This is a genomic window from uncultured Sphingomonas sp. (assembly GCF_934560975.1).
Classification (GTDB): domain Bacteria; phylum Pseudomonadota; class Alphaproteobacteria; order Sphingomonadales; family Sphingomonadaceae; genus Sphingomonas_I.
This window is the reverse complement of sequence record NZ_CAKTFO010000001.1, coordinates 367646-384549: the sequence shown is the minus strand read 5'-3', so window position 1 is coordinate 384549 and position 16904 is coordinate 367646. Positions and strand designations below refer to the sequence as shown.

General features: G+C 64.6%; 16 protein-coding genes. 7 read left to right on the top strand and 9 right to left on the bottom strand.

The genetic code is table 11. The annotated features are described in order from the left end of the window. The first annotated feature begins 14 nt into the window (after positions 1 to 14). Positions 15 to 827 carry an IS5 family transposase gene (locus Q0D93_RS01830; RefSeq protein ID WP_294390580.1) on the top strand — a complete coding sequence of 271 codons (813 nt, stop codon included), beginning with the start codon at positions 15 to 17 and terminating at the stop codon, positions 825 to 827. A 615-nt stretch (positions 828 to 1442) separates the two neighbouring features. Here the strand turns inward: Q0D93_RS01830 and Q0D93_RS01825 are convergent. Further along, positions 1443 to 2453 carry an OmpA family protein gene (locus Q0D93_RS01825; RefSeq protein WP_294390577.1) on the bottom strand — a complete coding sequence of 337 codons (1011 nt, stop codon included), beginning with the start codon at positions 2451 to 2453 and terminating at the stop codon, positions 1443 to 1445. Positions 2454 to 3204: 751 nt separating this feature from the next. Between Q0D93_RS01825 and Q0D93_RS01820 the strand changes: the two genes are divergently transcribed. After that, entirely contained in the window at positions 3205 to 4185 is a 981-nt protein-coding gene (locus Q0D93_RS01820; RefSeq protein WP_294390574.1) for a serine protease, read from the top strand. Here Q0D93_RS01820 and Q0D93_RS01815 read toward each other — a convergent pair. Next, positions 4154 to 6418, bottom strand: a complete 2265-nt coding sequence (locus Q0D93_RS01815) for a Mov34/MPN/PAD-1 family protein (RefSeq protein ID WP_294390572.1) — start codon at positions 6416 to 6418, stop codon at positions 4154 to 4156. The genes Q0D93_RS01820 and Q0D93_RS01815 overlap by 32 nt on opposite strands. Next, entirely contained in the window at positions 6415 to 7515 is a 1101-nt protein-coding gene (locus Q0D93_RS01810) for a hypothetical protein (RefSeq protein ID WP_294390569.1), read from the bottom strand. The genes Q0D93_RS01815 and Q0D93_RS01810 overlap by 4 nt, the downstream gene beginning before the upstream one ends. Positions 7516 to 7680: 165 nt before the next feature. Between Q0D93_RS01810 and Q0D93_RS01805 the strand changes: the two genes are divergently transcribed. Beyond that, positions 7681 to 8883: an MBL fold metallo-hydrolase gene (locus tag Q0D93_RS01805; protein ID WP_294390567.1), complete on the top strand. Its 1203-nt coding sequence runs from the start codon at positions 7681 to 7683 to the stop codon at positions 8881 to 8883. 25 nt (positions 8884 to 8908) lie between these two features. Then, positions 8909 to 10096 carry a patatin-like phospholipase family protein gene (locus tag Q0D93_RS01800; protein WP_294390564.1) on the top strand — a complete coding sequence of 396 codons (1188 nt, stop codon included), beginning with the start codon at positions 8909 to 8911 and terminating at the stop codon, positions 10094 to 10096. A 302-nt stretch (positions 10097 to 10398) separates the two neighbouring features. Here the strand turns inward: Q0D93_RS01800 and Q0D93_RS01795 are convergent, their stop codons facing one another. The 6 genes from Q0D93_RS01795 to Q0D93_RS01770 all read right to left on the bottom strand — a co-directional run bounded on the left by Q0D93_RS01795 (position 10399) and on the right by Q0D93_RS01770 (position 13932). Beyond that, positions 10399 to 10878 (bottom strand): toll/interleukin-1 receptor domain-containing protein, encoded by a 480-nt coding sequence (locus tag Q0D93_RS01795; protein ID WP_294390561.1) that lies wholly within the window; start codon positions 10876 to 10878, stop codon positions 10399 to 10401. Then, a complete protein-coding gene (locus tag Q0D93_RS01790; RefSeq protein ID WP_294390558.1) occupies positions 10878 to 11360 on the bottom strand; it encodes a hypothetical protein in 483 nt (160 codons plus the stop codon). The genes Q0D93_RS01795 and Q0D93_RS01790 overlap by 1 nt, the downstream gene beginning before the upstream one ends. Next, the gene (locus tag Q0D93_RS01785) at positions 11357 to 12304 is read right to left on the bottom strand and encodes a caspase family protein (RefSeq protein WP_294390555.1); all 948 of its coding nucleotides are present in this window, start codon (positions 12302 to 12304) and stop codon (positions 11357 to 11359) included. Before Q0D93_RS01785 ends, Q0D93_RS01790 begins: the two co-directional genes overlap by 4 nt. Positions 12305 to 12311: 7 nt before the next feature. Continuing rightward, entirely contained in the window at positions 12312 to 12695 is a 384-nt protein-coding gene (locus Q0D93_RS01780; RefSeq protein WP_294390552.1) for a hypothetical protein, read from the bottom strand. Between the two features lie 257 nt (positions 12696 to 12952). Further along, positions 12953 to 13171 carry a hypothetical protein gene (locus Q0D93_RS01775; RefSeq protein ID WP_294390550.1) on the bottom strand — a complete coding sequence of 73 codons (219 nt, stop codon included), beginning with the start codon at positions 13169 to 13171 and terminating at the stop codon, positions 12953 to 12955. Between the two features lie 212 nt (positions 13172 to 13383). Beyond that, on the bottom strand, positions 13384 to 13932 hold the full coding sequence (locus Q0D93_RS01770; RefSeq protein ID WP_294390548.1) for a hypothetical protein: 549 nt from the start codon (positions 13930 to 13932) through the stop codon (positions 13384 to 13386). A gap of 260 nt (positions 13933 to 14192) precedes the next feature. Here Q0D93_RS01770 and Q0D93_RS01765 point away from each other — a divergent pair, with 260 nt between their 5' ends. From Q0D93_RS01765 to Q0D93_RS01755, 3 genes are read left to right on the top strand one after another with little or no spacing between them, the layout of a single operon-like run. Continuing rightward, on the top strand, positions 14193 to 14723 hold the full coding sequence (locus tag Q0D93_RS01765; RefSeq protein WP_294390543.1) for a DUF3489 domain-containing protein: 531 nt from the start codon (positions 14193 to 14195) through the stop codon (positions 14721 to 14723). Then, entirely contained in the window at positions 14723 to 15145 is a 423-nt protein-coding gene (locus tag Q0D93_RS01760) for a DUF2924 domain-containing protein (protein WP_294390540.1), read from the top strand. Before Q0D93_RS01765 ends, Q0D93_RS01760 begins: the two co-directional genes overlap by 1 nt. Beyond that, positions 15142 to 16794, top strand: a complete 1653-nt coding sequence (locus Q0D93_RS01755) for a recombinase family protein (RefSeq protein WP_294390537.1) — start codon at positions 15142 to 15144, stop codon at positions 16792 to 16794. Before Q0D93_RS01760 ends, Q0D93_RS01755 begins: the two co-directional genes overlap by 4 nt. Positions 16795 to 16904 lie beyond the last annotated feature (110 nt).

The window sequence follows — 16904 nt, the reverse complement described above, 5'->3', positions numbered from 1 at the left end:
TCCCTGGACAGACCATGTGGACCCGCGACACTCGGCGGCAGCATAGCCGCGACCATCTTGCATATCCAAGCAGCCTGACAGACGCCGAGTGGCAGATCGTTGCCGTCTATCTTCCAACGGACCCGGCGACCGGCCGGCTGCGTCGTTGGTCGTGGCGCTGCCTGCTTGATGCTATCATGTTCGTGCTCCGCACCGGCGCGCCGTGGCGGTGCCTGCCGCCTGGCTTCCCACCATGGCAGACGGTCTATCGATGGTTCGCGTGGCTGCGGGATCGGGGTTTCTTCCAATCCCTCAACCACGCCCTGGTCCTCGCGGATCGTACTCGGCACGGCCGCGAGGAAGCACCTTCGGCGGCCGTCATCGACAGCCAGTCGATCAAAACAACAGAGGCCGGCGGTCCCCGTGGTTATGATGCCGGGAAGAAGGTGATGGGCCGCAAGAGGCACGCGATGGTCGACACTGACGGCCGGCCCTTGGAGTTGCTGGTGCACCCCGGCGACGTGCAGGACCGCGACGGTGCCGTGCCGCTGCTGAAGCGGTCCCGTCAGCGGCATCCCTTCGTCACCAAGGCGTTCGCCGACAGCGCCTACAATGCCGCGCGGGTCAGCGATGCCACCTCGATCAACATCGAGATTGTGCGCAAGATCGCCGGGCAGATTGGGTTCACCGTCCACCCGCGCCGTTGGGTCGTCGAGCGGACCTTCGCATGGCTCGGTCGCAACCGGCGACTGGCCAAGGACTTCGAAGCCACCATCGGCTCTGCCACTGCCTTCCTCTACGCTGCCGCCGCAATGGTGCTCGTCAGGCGCATCGCTCGCTCAATGTGAGTTCTGAAACGGACTCTGAGCGGAATAACGGCCGGGAGCACAAGGCTTTCCCGAAAACGAACCTGCGACGGGACGCCGGCAGGGGCTCATCGCACTGATGACCGCTGCAGGAAACCGTGCTCCCGAAACCCGTTCCCGATTGCCCTTCCCCGAAACCGCAACGGGAGTACGGAGTAACGTGAACGCACGGCGCCTTGGAAATTAGATGTTTCGGGAAGACGGCCACGACCCAGATGCGGCCATTTGGGGCAGAGTCACCGCTCTCCGACTTCTGCCGTTCATTCATGCCCTGATGGCCTGCTTTGGTGGCCAGATTAACCGGTCGACCGTCTTGAGGTCGTGGTTCGCCAACCGGCACCTTTGCCCAGGGCTCGGTCGTAGAGGCATCCCACCCACGCGCCTTCGGGAACGTGGGCCTGATAAGAGCCGAGCTGGTCGGAGGGATGGTTCGGCATTGTAGCTCATGATACCTGTTCCGGAGCTATCCTGCCGATCATGAAGCCGCCATTGGCCTCAGATTCAAGCCGCTCCGCCACCGAGCATGGTCAGATGAATGTTGCGCCAGCGGTAGTGGCGTGAGCATCACCCAGAACCTAATGCTCACGCGCACGGGGGTCAGAGTTTGATCAGTTCGACCCGGCGATTGGCGGCCTTTCCCTCTTCATCGGTGTTGCTCGACACCGGGTTCGTGCGTCCATAGCCCTTGGCCTGGAGGCGATCTCCTTTCACACCCGCTGTGGTGAGCGCTGTCTGCACCGCCTTGGCTCGGCCATCGGAGAGCGTGAGGTTGTGCGCGTCGGAACCGGTATCGTCAGTGTAGCCATTGATCGCCAGCTTCAGCGAGGGGTCGGCCTTGAGCAGAGCGACCACAGCATTTATTTGCGGACTGGACGTCGGCAGGATCTGCGTCTGGTCGGTCGCGAAGTTGACGTGGATCACTGCCTTGCCGGTCTTGTCGAGATCGGATTTCAGCTGATCAACGGGAAGCAGCGCCGCTGTCGCCACAAACGGCTTCGTCTGAACGACCGTCATGCCGGCCTGGCTTGTGTTTGTCGAATAATGTATCCAGATCGCATCATGCGGACGACGGATTACCCAGGTTTCTACCGGATCGTTCCAGGGATCGCCGAAGCCGGTTAGAAGTTCTCCCTTTGTAGCTTCAGGAATGGCGTCCATCTGTTCCTTCGGTATCTTCGATTGAGCAACCTTCACCGCGCCAGCCTGCTGGAACAGGGCCTCCATATTCTTGGTCAGTTCATAACTCGAGAACTTATTTTCGTCATGATTGACGATTTCCGCCATGTAGACCTGACCCTCGACATTCTGAAGGTTTTTGCCGGTCCAGAACAGGAAATGCCCGAAGTCGTGCAGCTGCTGCGTGTTCCTCGCCATATAGCCTGCAGGTAGACCGAAGTACGGGAACTTCCCGAGTGGCGCATTAGAGATCGGCACGTTGTCAATCGAGAAGTCGGCTGCCACCGGCGTAGCCGACGGTGCAGCTGGGCTTGTCGGGGATGCTGCTGCCGTGAGGTTTGGGGGGGCCACGGTGTCGTCTGCCTTGGACTTGTGGCCGCAGCCCGCGACCAGAGCCACCATCGACATCGCAGCAACATTGATCTTCTTCATGTGTCCCCCGTTCCCCTGATGCGAGGTCTGGTAGACCAAGGTCCCGCTAGCCGGCAATCGGCAAGCCGCTCGTACGCAGGCGAGGATGCACCTGATAGGCCGTTGGCGCTGGCCGGCGTTGATCGCAGTGGATCACCGCAGGTCGATTGATGGCTACGCCTCGCAAGATATCCAATTTCCAACGGGCGTTTGCCGGCTTGACGATCAGACGCTGGCAGCCCTGCAGGTACTGCCGTCGTAGCCTGCACGTCGATGGTGCGGACAATCTCGACGTTGCTTGGTACTATCCCGACCCGAAGCCGGTAGCAGCGCAATCCGGAGCCGTATCGCGTCCTGGGATGGCGTGGAGTCGGCTGACCAGCGCCGGTTGGCTCATGGACTGCCAGGACCCATTTCCGGACACTCAGCGCCCTTGATGCCGAGCCCAAAACCGGCCGCTGGTTAATGCGAGGAGACCGGCCGCTCCAGCGTTGGCGGTGAACCGCACGAAACGGCTTGGATTGGGACATTTCTGCCGTTCCCCAGCCACGTATCCAACGGCAGATCTCGCCGATAGCCGACATCCGACGTCTGCCACACGCGCACTGTAGAACGACAGAGATTGGACGGGCAGCACTTGGAAGCTTCGCCGCGGAAGCGGACGATAATCGATCCGCCAATCTCTGATCCAACCGTCGCGACGCGCGGTCTTCGCTGCCAATTCGGAACGATGGACCTGCCACGGTCGAGCGTTTGCCCTAGACAGGGCACGATGCGTCTGAACCTGCACCACCACCCCGCCTATCGCGAGCAGTTTGCGCTCGTCGAAGAACGCTTCAATCTGATGGTCGATGACGAACCGGAATTTGCCCGGCTCGTCGCCGCCGGGCTCGCGTTCATGCACGCGCCGCAAGCAGCCGAGAAGCTCTCCCTGCTCAAAGCAAACTATTTCTCGGTGGAACTGCTGCAAGCGATGATCTGTGGCGGCCAAGCGTACAAGATGGGACCGATCGACTATATCTGGCGCTGCCTCGTCGATCGGCAGATAGTGATTCGGGCGACGGGCCATATGCCCGGCGCGTTCATCGATCACAGTATCGTCGCGCCGCTACTGATTGAGCATCTCGAGGCGCGTACATTGCTTAACATCTTCCAGCCGCCCTCGGCGTTCGTCGCGCGCTATCGCGATGCGCTCGTAGCGGTCGACGTCGAGACCTTAAACGGCGACACGTCGCGCGGCAGCGGCTTCTTCGCAATACCGTCACCCGGTGCGACCCCGAAGCTTTACACCTGCAAGCATAATGTCGATCCCGCCGACGGGATCACGGTCAAGGCGGTGACGACCGCAGCGGGGACTGAGCTTTCGTTCGGCACCCCCACACTGCACCCGAGCGAAGATATCGCGACGATCCCGGTACAGGGCTTGCACGAGCCCGAACCGATGTTCCGGTTTCGGGGCGATATCGAGATGTTCGATTTGGTCTACACGCTCGGCTATCCGCTCGTGCCGTGCGCCCAAGCTGAGCTGGTCGGGCATCGCGGCGAGGTCAACGGTACGGCGCGCCTCTTCGTCGGCGGCACCGATATATTGCTTATCTCGAACCTCGTTTCGCCCGGTAACAGCGGCGGCCCGGTACTCGATCGCGACGGCTTCTGCGTCGGCATGTCAACCCGATGGCTCGAGGGCGAATGGGACGGCGAAAAGGCGCGATTCTCGGCGGCTATTCCGGCGGCCTTGGTAGCCGCCTTTTAGCGCCGAGGGCGCGCTTCGGCGGCGCAGGATCGTCGACCGGCACAAACGCATCCTCGCCGCGGCCGACGCCCTGCCAGCCGCCCTGGGCCCAGATCTCCTCGCGGCCGCAGATCGCCATCAGATACGGCGCGCCGGTCGGGCCGATATGACGTTCGAGATAGGCGAAGACATTCTCATCGTCGCCACTCGGCCGCGCCGCCGCGCCATCGGGATGGCTGTGCCACTCGCCGACATAGGTAAGCAGGTTGGCGGTTCGCGCGGCGATGTCAGCGACCTGCGGCGCCAACGTCTGCGCCCCGCGAATGAAATAGGTCGGCGACTGCCGGCTGTCGGGCGGCGCCGGCAGCGCGGCCACGACATGGACGATCCGGCGGGTGAGGTCGAAGCTGCCGATCAGGATCCCCCCGGTCTCGTTGGGCGCGGCCGCTGCGCGATACCTACGCATCGCGGCCGCGGCCTGGGGCGATATCGTCGCCCGCCAGTCGCCGAACCCCAGCCGGTACGGCACGGCCGCCGCCACGCCGAGCGCGATCACCGCCCCGCTCGGACCCAGCCGCCAAATTCGCGCCAGCGCAGCGTCTTCCAGCTCGATCAGCGCCCCGCTCGCAATGCCGCTCAGCGTCTGGACTTTCCAGGGCGGCAGCGGGCGCGACAAGTCCTGGCAGGCATTGGCGTAGCGGACGAAATCGACGCGCGCCGCATCGAGATGCCCGTCGAGCAAGGGCTCGGTCGCCACCGCGATTAGATATTGCGCTTCGATTTCGTCGAGCTTGATCGCGCGCCGGTCATCCTCCGCAAGCACTACCAGATCCTGGCCGTCGGGCGAGAAGAAAGCCGAGGCCGCCCGGCGCACCCCCTCCCGGTCGGCGATATGCCCGAGCACCGCAGGCGAGGCACTGAAGTCGATCGTGAGCTCGGCCTGGGCAATCGCGGCTGACACGGTGTCCGCCGCATCGCCCGGCGACAGGAAATCGGCGACGATCGCCGTATGGCCGCCTTCGGCCAAGATCGCGTCGGCGATATCGGCAACCCCGTCGGCTTTGCCCATACCGACCATCGCATCGGGGTGAGCCTGGCGAACGACATTGTGTGGCAGCACCACGTCGTCGTCGATCACCGTCCATCTGCCGATTCCCGCGCGCGCCGTGTTGACGACGACATTCGAGCCGATCGCACCGCCGCCAATCGCCACGAGCGAGCGATCGCTCGTGACGGGGTTGGCGGCAAAGGTCCGCGCCGTCGCCCGGTCGAGGCGCTGGACAACCCGCAACGGCACGAGCGTCAACGCGGCGAGATCCTGTTGCGGCTGTCCGATACTCGGCACCGATCCTCCCTTGTGGTCGGGCAAGGTGCGGCCGAGCACTTCACCGATCCGACCGACGCCCACCTGAAACAAGAATGCCCAGATCTGCGGCGCCTCGAGCGCGCCGTCCTTGTCGCGTTGCATCGGCACGATCACGATCAGCACCATCGGCCGCTCGCGGTCGATCAATTGCAACGGCTGAACCAGCCAGTCGCCGAGCCGTTGCGGCAAATCCACCCCCATCGGCGCCACGAGATCGCCGAGCTGGGCCAGGGTCGCCGGTGCCGCGGTCAGCGCGCGATGGACTTGCGGCTCCGCCTCGACCGCCAGCATCGGAAATATCCGCTGTGCGCTCGCCGCAGCGCCAATCGGCTCGACCAGCAACGTCCAGCGGTTGTGGAGCTGTTCGACCTTCACCGACACCCAATCGGTCGATGGCGGCCCGGGCGGCAGGACGAGCGTATTGGCGCTGGCCGGGATGAGCGGCTCGAGCGCTTGGCCAGGTTGATGCAACTTGTCCTCGGCGGTGCGGCTGAACCATGTTCTGATGCGCTCGACCAGCGCCTGCGGCGTGAGACCGCGGCCCAGATCGGCCCAGCCCTCTTCCCAGACGCACAACGCCAGGCCGTGCCGGTCCGGTTCCAGATTGGTGTGGACGAGGCCGAGCGGAAAGTCGTCACGCCGCGACCGCACCGAAGGCGGCGCGGAACCATCGATCGGGAAGCGCAATCGGACCGGCTCGACATTCGCGATCGCGACCGCGCGGCGCTGCACGAGTTGCGGTTCGACGGTCAGGTCGATCACGTCGTGCCTCTCTTCGGCCACAACCGCGTCGAGCGTGGCATAGGTCGGCTCCACGGACCGCGTCAGATATTCGACGAGCGCCCACGCCTGCGGCAAGCGTAGCGCGGCGAAAGGATCGTCGGTCATCCTGCGCGCGGCGTCGCGCTGGTCAGGACCGTCGGTGCACCACCCGCTTTTTTGCGGATCGCATAGCCTTTGGTGCCGATCTCGATTACGAGCGGCTTGGGCGCGTCGATCGAGGGATGTTCCATCGTCACGACGTAGCTGCCGCCGAGCTCCTTGGCGACGCGGCTATAATAGGCCGCGGCCTGGCGGTGCGGCGGCTGCAGCGAGTCCTCGTCGGGGATCGAGCAGCTGGTCGACACCAGCAAGCCGCCGGCGCGGCCCTGATCCTCGTAAAGCCACTTGAGGTTGTCGGTCGGCTCGGTCTCGTCCTCGCCCTTGTCGGGTCCGAGCGACGTATAACTGCTGTGATGCGGGACGTTGTTGATGTCCCACGCCAGCCGATCGTCATGGCCATGATCCTGCGTCACGCGAACGATCTCGGCGATCGTCTCGTGCCCGATATCGGCGGACAGGATCAGCCGGGTCTGCTCGCCATCGACCTCGAACGTCGCCTGGGCGAAGATCGCCGAATCGTTGCGGACAACGATCACGCCGTCCTCGCGTTCGGCGAACGGCGAATGCGCGAAGAACTCGACGCCGTCATGGTCGAGGTTGAACTCGGGGCACAGCGTGCCGGCGTCAGTGATCAGGTTGCGCCGTTGATCGGGGTCGATCCCGCGATCGATCAGGAACTCGTCGAGTTCGTCCGGCTGCGAGAAGACGCGAATGCCCTCGCCCGCGATAAACCGGTGGCGCGCCTCGGCGCGCAAGGTCCGCGCCTGGCCTTTCACGCCGACCTCGAGGATCGCGTTGGCGGGCACCCACATGGTCTTGATCTTGTACCGGCCCTCGCCCTGATATTTTTCGGCATGCTCGAGATGGAAGAAATCCTTCGCGCCTTTGCAGTGATCGGTGTCGAGATGGGTGAAGGCGACGACGTCGATCTCCTTATGTTTGCCCATCCGGTCGCGGATTTCCTGCGCGAGGTCGCACCTCTTATCATTCTCGTCGTTGGGATTGCGCATGTCGGCGAAATCGAACAGCGCGCGGCGCCCGTTCTCGAGCTCGATCAGGCAGCTGTCGGCATTGCCGATCGGGAAGAAGGTTACCGTATGCATAGGTCCCCGCCGTGCGTTCGTGGACCGTGAACATGGGAAGAACAAATTGTCGTTCAACCGCACCCGTAACAATGCCTTACCATTTTAGAGTCGATTGACCGCGGCGCGCGATTTGCCGGTTGATCGCTGGCGTCCGTCGCGAGATCATGGCGGCCAGGGGGTAACATGCGGGCAGAGCTGATCCAGCATCCGGTCGGACAAGGCGGGTTCTTTTCGGGGAGCGTCACCGACGACCAAACAGTTGTGCGCTGGGTCTATGATTGCGGGTCGAACCAGCGCGACCCGCTGCTGCGCGAGATCCGGTCGCTCGGCCGCGGCACCAAGCTCGACTATCTTTTCCTCTCGCATCTCGACAGCGACCATATCAGCGGCGTCGACGCACTGCTCGCTGCCTGTCCGGTCGAGGAGGTCGTGCTTCCCTATCTGTTGCCCGAGATGATCATCGCCGCGTTGGGGCGCGACGCCGCGACCGGCACGCTGAGCGGCCTCATGCTCGATTTGGCGGCGGACTTGCCGGGTTGGTTCACGAGCCGCGGGGTCGAGCGGATCACGTTCGTCGGCGGCGATGACGGCGAGGGCCCGATCGACACCCTGCCACCGCTGGAGCCGACCGGACGCGAGCGCGAAGGCGCGCTGCACTGCCAATGGCAGCCAAAACCCGGGCAGAGCGGCCTCAGACTTTCCGTCGAGGCTCAAGGCACGGCCGAGGTTCGCCAGGTGCAGCCAAGAGCGGCGATGCACTTTGTCGGTGGGGTTACCGCGATCGACTGGGTGTTGATTCCGCACGTCCATACCCCGACGGCGACCCAGATCGCTGACTTTCGCAAGGCGCTCCTAGCGGCGTTCGTGACGCTCGATCTCAAGAAGATCAGCGACGAAGCCCGCACCCCCGAGGGGCGCGCGAAGCTTCGCGATTGCTACGAGGCGTTTTGGCGCGATCATAACCTCGTCTCGATGACGCTCTATACCGGCCCGGTCACCGGCACCCACCTCCATGCCTATGTCGCGCGCAGCCATGGCTACCGCTACCGCCACCATCACTATTTTGAGGCGACCGGTTGGCTGCTGACCGGCGATGCCCATCTCGACCAGCGCGGGCGCCGCGACCGCATGCTGCAGCGCTATTCACCCATTCTCCGCCACATCGGCGTGCTGTTGCTCCCGCACCACGGCTCGGCCGCCAACTGGCATGACGAACTCCTGACACGCCTGCCGCACGTTGCGCTGGGGCTCGCGGCGGCCGGACCCAACACCTACGGCCATCCACACCGCCGGGTGAAGGACGCTTTATGGTGGCACCACAAGCAGTTTTACCGGGTCGGCACCCGGCGCAAGCGGCGAGTCACGGCGGTCGTCCGTCGTGACTGAGCCGGCCAGCACCGGCGCCCCTCCGTTGCGCCTCGCGCTGGCGCTGTCAGGCGGCGGTTCTCGCGCCATGGCCTTCCATTTGGGCTGCCTGCGTGGGCTGCGCCGCGCGGGCCTGCTCGACCAGGTCGTCGTGATGTCCTCGGTGTCGGGCGGAAGCGTGCTTGCCGCGCTCTATTGCAGCCATGCCGACGATTTCGCGGCGTTCGATCGTGCAGCGATCGCCGCCCTCAAACGCGGTTTCCTGCGCCCCGCGCTGGTCCGCGCGGTGACCTCGCTCGACAGCATCAAGGCGGTCGCCGCCGTCCTCCCGCTGGCGGCCGACCGGCTGCTCGCGCTCGCAGCCGGCATCCTCCTGCTGCCATTCGCCAAACTGCGGGCCCGCTTTCCCTGGTTGGATCGCTCGCCGCTGCGGCGCTGGGCGAGCCGCACGACAATCCTGCGCAGCGTGTTCGATCGCATGCTCGGCGGCGCCATGCTCGGAAATTTGCGCACCGACCGTCCGACCTTGATCGTCGTTGCCTGCGAACTGCGCGCCCGAGCCGCGATCTACTTCACGCGCGACCGCATTCAGTGCTGGCGCTACGGCGAAGCGCCCGCGACGGGTGTCCGGTTGTCGCAGGCGGTGTCGGCGTCTGCCGCTTATCCGGCTGCGCTGCCCGCGCTCGACGAGTGTATGACGTTCACCAAGGCAGGCGTCACGACCAGCGAACGGATCATCCTTACCGACGGCGGCGTCTACGACAATCTCGGCCTTACGCCGTTCTGGCCCGACCGCGATCCCGCGATCAGCATGGCGGTGCCGGCGTTCGACCGGGTCATCGCCTGCCGCGCCGGCTATGGGCTTGCCGTGAGCGACCCGCCGAGTTTCTTCCCGAGCCGGATGACCGCGGCCTTCGAAAGCGTGTTCGCGCGCGGACAGAATGCCGCGATGAAGCGACTGTTCGACCTTTCGGCCAGCGGCGCGATGCCCAAATTCCTACTGCCCTATATCGGTCAACAAGACGAGCGGCTCGCCAAGCCAGTTCCCGACCTCGTCAGCGGGGAAGCCGCAGCCGGCTACCCGACCAATTTCTCGGCGATGTCGGATGCATGGATCGAAACGCTGTCGGGCCGCGGCGAGACGCTCGTGCTGTCGCTCCTCGCGGAGCATTGGCCTGAATTAGCTCGACCGAAACCAGAAACCGGAACGCCGCGGGAATCGCTGGCTAAATGAACGGTGCTGATGGCGGTGTTCGTCGCCTTTGCTGCCCAGGTACAATCGGCAGCTTTTGGGCACGTTTGGGGGTCAGCCGAATGTCCGAGATTAGGGCGCCTTTCTGACGATCCGCTTCGGAGCATTTCATCGGCGGCTTCTGTCAGGAGCAGACATTCGCGGTGGATGATTTGAACGACTGGCTCTGGTCGGAAGCCGCCGCCAACTCCGCGGCGGCGCTAACCCAAACACGGTTACTCACGCCCACTGCGTGCATTCTTCGGACCGGGCGTTCTTTCAGCTGGCGCACGTGTGCGCTTCTTCTATTGTCCCAGAGCACTACGAAGGGAGGAGAAGAAGCCCGCCGTGGCCTGTGAACGGGCGTAGCCTTCGGAAAACGACACGCTCTTGTTCCGGTATTCCTGCTCGGCCTGCTTCGAGATCCGGGCGTAGGTGTCGAGGTCCGCGTCGCTGCGCAGGTAGGGCCACTTGCGCAAAAACTCCGGCGGCGGCGTCATACTGCTGGAATAAGTCGCGAGCGGGAAGTTCTTCTCCGTCGCGACGCCGATCTCCCAAGGAACCCATTGCGACTCCCGCGTGGCGGCCGACACGACCGCGAGCAGTTGCGTGCACGTCCCCATAACGGCGCGCAGGTGCGCCGCAAGATCCTCACCCCGGCGCACGTTGGGGTCGATCAGGTCGAGATAGCTGTCGATCTGGTGGTGGGCCTTTAGCCGATACGCCACGCTGCCGGCCAGCACAGAGTCCTGCTGCTGATGCGAGATAAAGACCTTTATGGGCATCAGGCGCTCCTGGTCCGAGTTCGTGCGACGGGATCGAGAACTATAGTTGCGAGCGTCCGATTTCGGGCAAGGGCGACGATGTCTGCGGTTCCGCCCAGCCCTTGAGCCGGCTCGCCATCCCAGACGGCAAGCAGCAGGTCGACGTGCTGCACGATCCAGGCACCCGCGTCGAAGAAGGCGCGTTGGGGATCATCTGACCCGTACAGTTGAACAGGACAGGACAGGGCTAAAAGGGCGCGGTAGGCCGTTGCGGCATTCTCGTCGTCGAAGCTGCTGGCGTAGTCGTTAAGCGGGATGACAGCATGGTGGCGTCCTCCGACATCGAGAACTGCGCGGGCGAACAACTGGTCTGCTCCGGCAGCTAGGCTTGAGTAACCATCGAGGGGTGAGCCGAGAGCGCGCAAGTCGGCGTGCAGTGTATTCGAGACCCACGACCAATCGGCTCCGACCCGACGTTGATGGCCGGTGATTCCTACCTTCATATGCGGTGCGCCTTGACCGCGCTCCAGTAGAACTGACCGAGGGGCGTCAGCTCACAGGCGCCGTCATTCATGGCAGCGTCGTAAAGGTGGTCGTGGGTGGAAGGCACAACCAGACGCGCCGCACGGCATTGCTGGAGGAGAGAGAAAACGGCCTCGTTCGCGTCATGCCTCGGCTCGGCCGTCGGCTCGTAGCTGGAGTCGAGAGCGAGCCTGTGGTCTTTGGCCGGGAAGATTTGGGGAAGCTGGCGCAGCTTTTGGTCCGACACGGCGGCCTCGGCCTTCCTCAGCGCTGAAACGCGTGCGAGGCTCGTCTGGAACATTGGTCGCTGGTCGCGATGACTCATCACCTCGCTAACGTAGGCGTAAAGACCGCCGAGGGTCACGCAACCGCGCACGTCGGCGGCTCCGCCGTCCAGCGCGTCGCAGAAATGGCTCGTGAAGAGCCCGCGTCCGTTGCGTTCGGCGGCAAACTGGTCCGATCGACAGGCCGAGATGACCGTTACGCCTTCAGCGATCGGCACCTTGCCCGGGCTGGCGAGCTGCTCGCTTATAGAGTCGGCGTGGCAGCAGTCGAGCACGATTATGCGCTCCTTGGCCTTGCAGTCGTTGGCCCAGCCGATGATGTCGGCCATCGACACCCCCTCGTCGTTTGGCGCTGCATCCTGAGTGATGAGAGATCCGCTGGCTCGTTCCCGGCCGCCATGGCCTGCGAAGTAGAAAAGCGCGATGTCAGGGTCAGACCGCGAGAAGAGATCCCGCACGGCTTTCCGCAGCGAGCCGCGCGTGATGCGAGCGTTATCGGACGTGATCAGATCGACAGTGAAGTTCGGGGTGCCGTCCTCGTCGCGAGCCAAGAGATCGGCAACGGCGTTCGCGTCCGCGACGCATCCCGACAGCGGACATCCATCATAAGCGTCGATGCCAACGCAGAGTGCCAGCCGCATCCGTCGCTCAGACCCGACGTAAGAAATTGGCGATGGTGGCGTGGCTCCAGGGATGAACCGCTAGGCTGCTTAAGGTGCCGGGCAGCCGGACGCCCGCGTCCGACTGCGAGCCGTGGATCGCTAGCAGCGGAAGGCCCTCCTCCAGTCCGCACTGCATCTCCCACAATGCACCTTCCGCCTTGGGCGTGTTCCACGTAACGATGCCGATCATTGCGCGACAGGTCTTGATCCTGGCACGGCAGGCGGTCTTCCATGCTGAGCTCCAGGGCTCTTTGACGGAGTAGTCCACCAACTCGAAATCGATCCGGTCGTTGCGGGCCTGACCAACGAGCAGCGTGCGCAGGTTGGCGTCCTCGATTGCAAAGCTGGTGAAGACACGCGGTCCGGCCATGTTCGCTCCGATCGTTGGATTCAAGGCGAGAACATAATGGATACGCGGCATGAGTCCAGCTGCCTCGTCCGGTTCGCGGTGTGAGAACCGCTGCGTTGATACAAGACCGCTTGCCGAGCGCTTCGCAATTGAAGCTTTTTCCAGCTTAACGAACGGCGGGGATGGTGTTGTCAGCCCTTCAAAGCGGCCGGACCGAAATCCACCCAAGTCGGACGTTTAAGGCTCGATCCAGTAGCGATCGTTTAGGGGTTCACGACCTAGTCGCCGCCAGCGCCGTAGCGCTCTTCTATCCACGCACACAGCATAGCCTTCAGGCCGGCGTCCGCGAGCACGGTTGCGGCGCGAGTCGCGTTCGGATCGAGCGGGAAAGCAGCGGATAATCGTTCGTGGCCGAGGGCTCGCAGGTAGGGCTTGGCGGCCTTGCCGTCTGTCCAAGCGCCAAAGGCGCCTTCCGTAAGCGCACATGCCTGAGCCATCCCGCGTCTCCTGGTATTTTTGTTCTAAATCAACGGGATCAAAGATCGTCAGTTCCGTTAATCGTGCAGCAAGTTCCACCCGAATGTTTGACCCGGGGAGCAGCCGCTCTGCCCGGTCAGTTTGCGAGGTCCGAGATGAAGCATTGCCCGACGTCCAGCTTCTTGCTGGGTGGCGCTCAGCGCTGGCGGCGCCGTACCAGACGCATATGAACTCAGCGGGGATCGGTCGAAGATCGGCAAGCCGTCTTGTGGAACGCGTAACTGGCAAACGGCTTTTCAGCGCCTTTGCCGTCTCGCGCCACGATCCGCCACGTGAGTTGATCACCCGAGAAGCGCCAGCGGTTCACGAACGCGTCGTCGGGATAGTGGTAGGTGATGTCGAAACCATCCGCGCGGCTCTCGCCCTGTCCGGTCGCCGCGAACGCGCCACCAAAGCTATCCGCCCAGTATCCGACGATATGATCAACCTTTGATCCCGGCTGTTTGTCGGATCCACCAAAGACCAAGTGCGCGGCATATTGGTCCTGCGGATCCGCGATGGCGCTACTCGCGGCTTCCAGCGCCACCATCGCACCGCGTACAATCGGGTATGCGGTGATAAATATAACGACGGGTTTGCTCATCACCTCGCCGCGCCCTTCCCAGCATCCCGTAAGCGCGCTCACCGAAGCCGGTATCGGCGCGGCATCTGGCTCCGCGGAATGCGCCGCCGATGCCCCGGCGAGCAGAACCATAGCGGCACAGTACAGCTTCCCGAACATCTATCCCCCCTGGTCTTCAGGGTTGTTTAGAACGGATCGGTAACGAAGCAAGGATGTCCGCGAGCGGTCGTCTTGCGGCCCCATTTGCTGAAACGGCCGCCCGCTGCAAACATCACTCGACTTCGTAGCCGACCAGAGCGAACAGCTGCGTCGCGGAGGCCGAATGCTCAAAGCCCCGCGCCGCCCCGGATGTGTCGATCCCCGGGGCTGGGGTCCGTGGAAGCGGCATTGATGCCGTTCTCCAAGCGGAGACCACGTATATGCCCAAGCTCAACGACACCCAGAGCATCCTGCTCTCGACCGCCGCCCAGCGCGACAGCGGCAGCCTCCATCCCCTGCCCGCCATCCTCAACCCCGCCGGCGCACGCGTCGGCAAGGCCATCGCCAGCCTTGTCGCCCTGGCGATGCTCGAAGAGCGCGAGACTAGCGACATCGACTGCATCGCCCGCACCGAGGGCGACCTAAGCTTTGGCCTTTACATCACGCCGGCTGGGCTGACCGCCATCGGCATCGAGCCAGCCGAAGCCGCGCCTGTGGATGCGGATGACGATGCGCCAGAGCCCGCGTCCCCCGCCCCCGCCCCGGCACCTGCCCGCGTGATCAAGTCGGCGCTGGTGCTGGAGCTGCTCCAGCGCGAGGGCGGCGCTTCGATGGCGGAGCTGACCAGCGCTACCGGCTGGCTGCCACACACGATGCGGGCCGCCCTCACCGGCCTGCGCAAGAAGGGCCATGAGGTGGCGCGCGGCAAACGCGACGATATGACCTGCTACACGGTCGTGGTGGCAGCCTGATGCGCGGCCTGGACGAGACGCTCGCCGGACTGCAGGCCATGTCCTCGCATGAGCTCCGGGCCGAGTGGGTGCGGCTGACCGGAACGCCGCGCCCGCGCATCAGCCCGAGCCTGATGCGCCTGGCCCTGGCCTGGGAGATCCAGGCGCGCGCGCATGGCGGCCTCTCGCGCACGCTCCAGCAGAAGCTGGAGCAGGTCGCGCGTGGCCGCACCCGCACCAGCGCGGCGGTGCCGGGCATGCGGCTGGTGCGCGAGTGGAACGGCAAGGCGCATGTGGTGACCGTCGGCGAGGATGGCGGTGTCAGCTGGAACGGGCGGGCTTATGCGTCGCTGAGCGCGGTCGCCTGCGCCATCACCGGCACCCGCTGGTCGGGTCCCGCCTTCTTCGGGCTGAAAAGCCGTAAGCAGCAGGTGGCGGCATGAAGCCGGTCCGCTGTGCGATCTACACCCGCAAGTCGAGCGACGAGGGACTGGAGCAGGGCTTCAACTCGCTCGACGCCCAGCACGAGGCCTGCGCCGCCTACATCCTGAGCCAGGCCGGTGAAGGCTGGACGGCGCTCCCCGAGCGCTATGACGATGGCGGGATCTCGGGCGGTACGCTCGAGCGCCCGGCGCTCCGCCGACTGATGGCGGATATGGCCGCCGGACGGATCGACATCGTGGTGGTCTACAAGGTCGATCGGCTGTCGCGCTCCTTGTTCGACTTCGCCAAGCTGGTGGAAGCGTTTGAGAAGACCGGCACTTCGTTCGTCTCGATCACCCAGGCGTTCAACACCACCAGCAGCATGGGACGGCTCACCCTCAACATGCTGTTGTCCTTTGCCCAGTTCGAGCGCGAGGTCACCGCCGAGCGCATCCGCGACAAGATCGCCGCCTCCAAAGCCAAGGGCATGTGGATGGGCGGGATCCCGCCGGTCGGCTACGCGCCGGATGGGCGCAGCCTGGCCATCATCGAGGATCATGCCGCCCTCGTGCGGACGATCTTCCAGCGTTATCTCGCGCTCGGCAACGTCCGCCTGCTCGAAGCGGAGCTAAGCGAGATGGAGATCACCGCGCCCGCGCGCACGCTCATCACCGGTAAGCCGATTGGAGCACGCCCCTTCTCGCGCGGCCAGCTCTACAAGATGCTGCGCTGCCCGACCTATGTCGGCGAGGTCCATCACGGCGGCAAGACCTACCAGGGCCTGCAGCAGGCGATCATCGACCGAGACATGTGGGAGCAGGTCCAGGCCCGACTGGCAGAGAACCGGGCGGGCGACAGCTATACACGCGCACCACGCGCCGCGCTGTTTGCCGGCCGGATCGTGGATGAGACGGGCGCGCCGCTGGTCCCGGTCCACACCAGCAAGGGCAAGGTGCGCTATTCCTATTATGTCAGCCACGCCCTCCAGCATGGCAGTGGCGGAAGCGGGATCCGCATGCCAGCGCGGGATCTTGAAGCGGCGGTGTGCGAGACGCTTGCCGTTGCCGTGGAGGATCCGCTGACGCTGATGGAGCGGGCCGGGCTTGATGTGGCGGCCAACGACATTGCCGGCTTTGCCGCGCGCGCACGCCAACTTGGGAGCCTGCTGCGCCAGCGCGAGCCGGAGCGGGTGCGGCCGCTGATCGCCATGGTCCAGCTCATCGCCAAGGGGCTCGAGATCGAGGTGGATACGACGGCGCTTGCCACCGCCCTCACCGTCACCCCGGACGAGGGTGCCACCCCCACCCTCCGGCTCACCGTCCCGGTGCGACTGACCCGCTCGGGTCGCGCCATGCGGCTGATCCAGGGCGGCAGCCGGGTGGTGGATGCCCAGAGCGAGACGGCGTTGATCCGGCTGCTGGGGCAAGCGCAGCTTTATTGGCGCGCTCTGCGAGAAGGGGAAATAGACGTGACCCGGCTTGCCCAACGCGAAGGTATCAGTCCCGCCTATGTCACCCGCGTGCTGCGGCTGGCTTTTCTCTCGCCAGAGGTGGTCAAGGCCATGCTCACCGGGCGCCAGCGCGCGGGCCTGACCGCCACCGCGCTGGTCGCCAGCGATGCGGTGGCGCCCTGCTGGCAGGCACAGGCCAAGGCCCTGCTGGCGGGATAAGGCGAGACGGCCGCGCGTAATGCCAGACTTCATGGGGCGGATGCTGCCTAATGCTACCCGTGCGAGCAAGGAGTTCTCAGCTGGCGCCATGCGGCCCCAATGTAGGCCGT

Coding starts and splice junctions, on each gene's coding strand:
- Q0D93_RS01830 (WP_294390580.1), top strand. CDS start 15: ATGTGGACCCGCGACACTCGGCGGCAGCATAGCCGCGACCATCTTGCA.
- Q0D93_RS01825 (WP_294390577.1), bottom strand. CDS start 2,453: ATGAAGAAGATCAATGTTGCTGCGATGTCGATGGTGGCTCTGGTCGCG.
- Q0D93_RS01820 (WP_294390574.1), top strand. CDS start 3,205: ATGCGTCTGAACCTGCACCACCACCCCGCCTATCGCGAGCAGTTTGCG.
- Q0D93_RS01815 (WP_294390572.1), bottom strand. CDS start 6,418: ATGACCGACGATCCTTTCGCCGCGCTACGCTTGCCGCAGGCGTGGGCG.
- Q0D93_RS01810 (WP_294390569.1), bottom strand. CDS start 7,515: ATGCATACGGTAACCTTCTTCCCGATCGGCAATGCCGACAGCTGCCTG.
- Q0D93_RS01805 (WP_294390567.1), top strand. CDS start 7,681: ATGCGGGCAGAGCTGATCCAGCATCCGGTCGGACAAGGCGGGTTCTTT.
- Q0D93_RS01795 (WP_294390561.1), bottom strand. CDS start 10,878: ATGCCCATAAAGGTCTTTATCTCGCATCAGCAGCAGGACTCTGTGCTG.
- Q0D93_RS01790 (WP_294390558.1), bottom strand. CDS start 11,360: ATGAAGGTAGGAATCACCGGCCATCAACGTCGGGTCGGAGCCGATTGG.
- Q0D93_RS01785 (WP_294390555.1), bottom strand. CDS start 12,304: ATGCGGCTGGCACTCTGCGTTGGCATCGACGCTTATGATGGATGTCCG.
- Q0D93_RS01780 (WP_294390552.1), bottom strand. CDS start 12,695: ATGGCCGGACCGCGTGTCTTCACCAGCTTTGCAATCGAGGACGCCAAC.
- Q0D93_RS01775 (WP_294390550.1), bottom strand. CDS start 13,171: ATGGCTCAGGCATGTGCGCTTACGGAAGGCGCCTTTGGCGCTTGGACA.
- Q0D93_RS01770 (WP_294390548.1), bottom strand. CDS start 13,932: ATGTTCGGGAAGCTGTACTGTGCCGCTATGGTTCTGCTCGCCGGGGCA.
- Q0D93_RS01765 (WP_294390543.1), top strand. CDS start 14,193: ATGCCCAAGCTCAACGACACCCAGAGCATCCTGCTCTCGACCGCCGCC.
- Q0D93_RS01760 (WP_294390540.1), top strand. CDS start 14,723: ATGCGCGGCCTGGACGAGACGCTCGCCGGACTGCAGGCCATGTCCTCG.
- Q0D93_RS01755 (WP_294390537.1), top strand. CDS start 15,142: ATGAAGCCGGTCCGCTGTGCGATCTACACCCGCAAGTCGAGCGACGAG.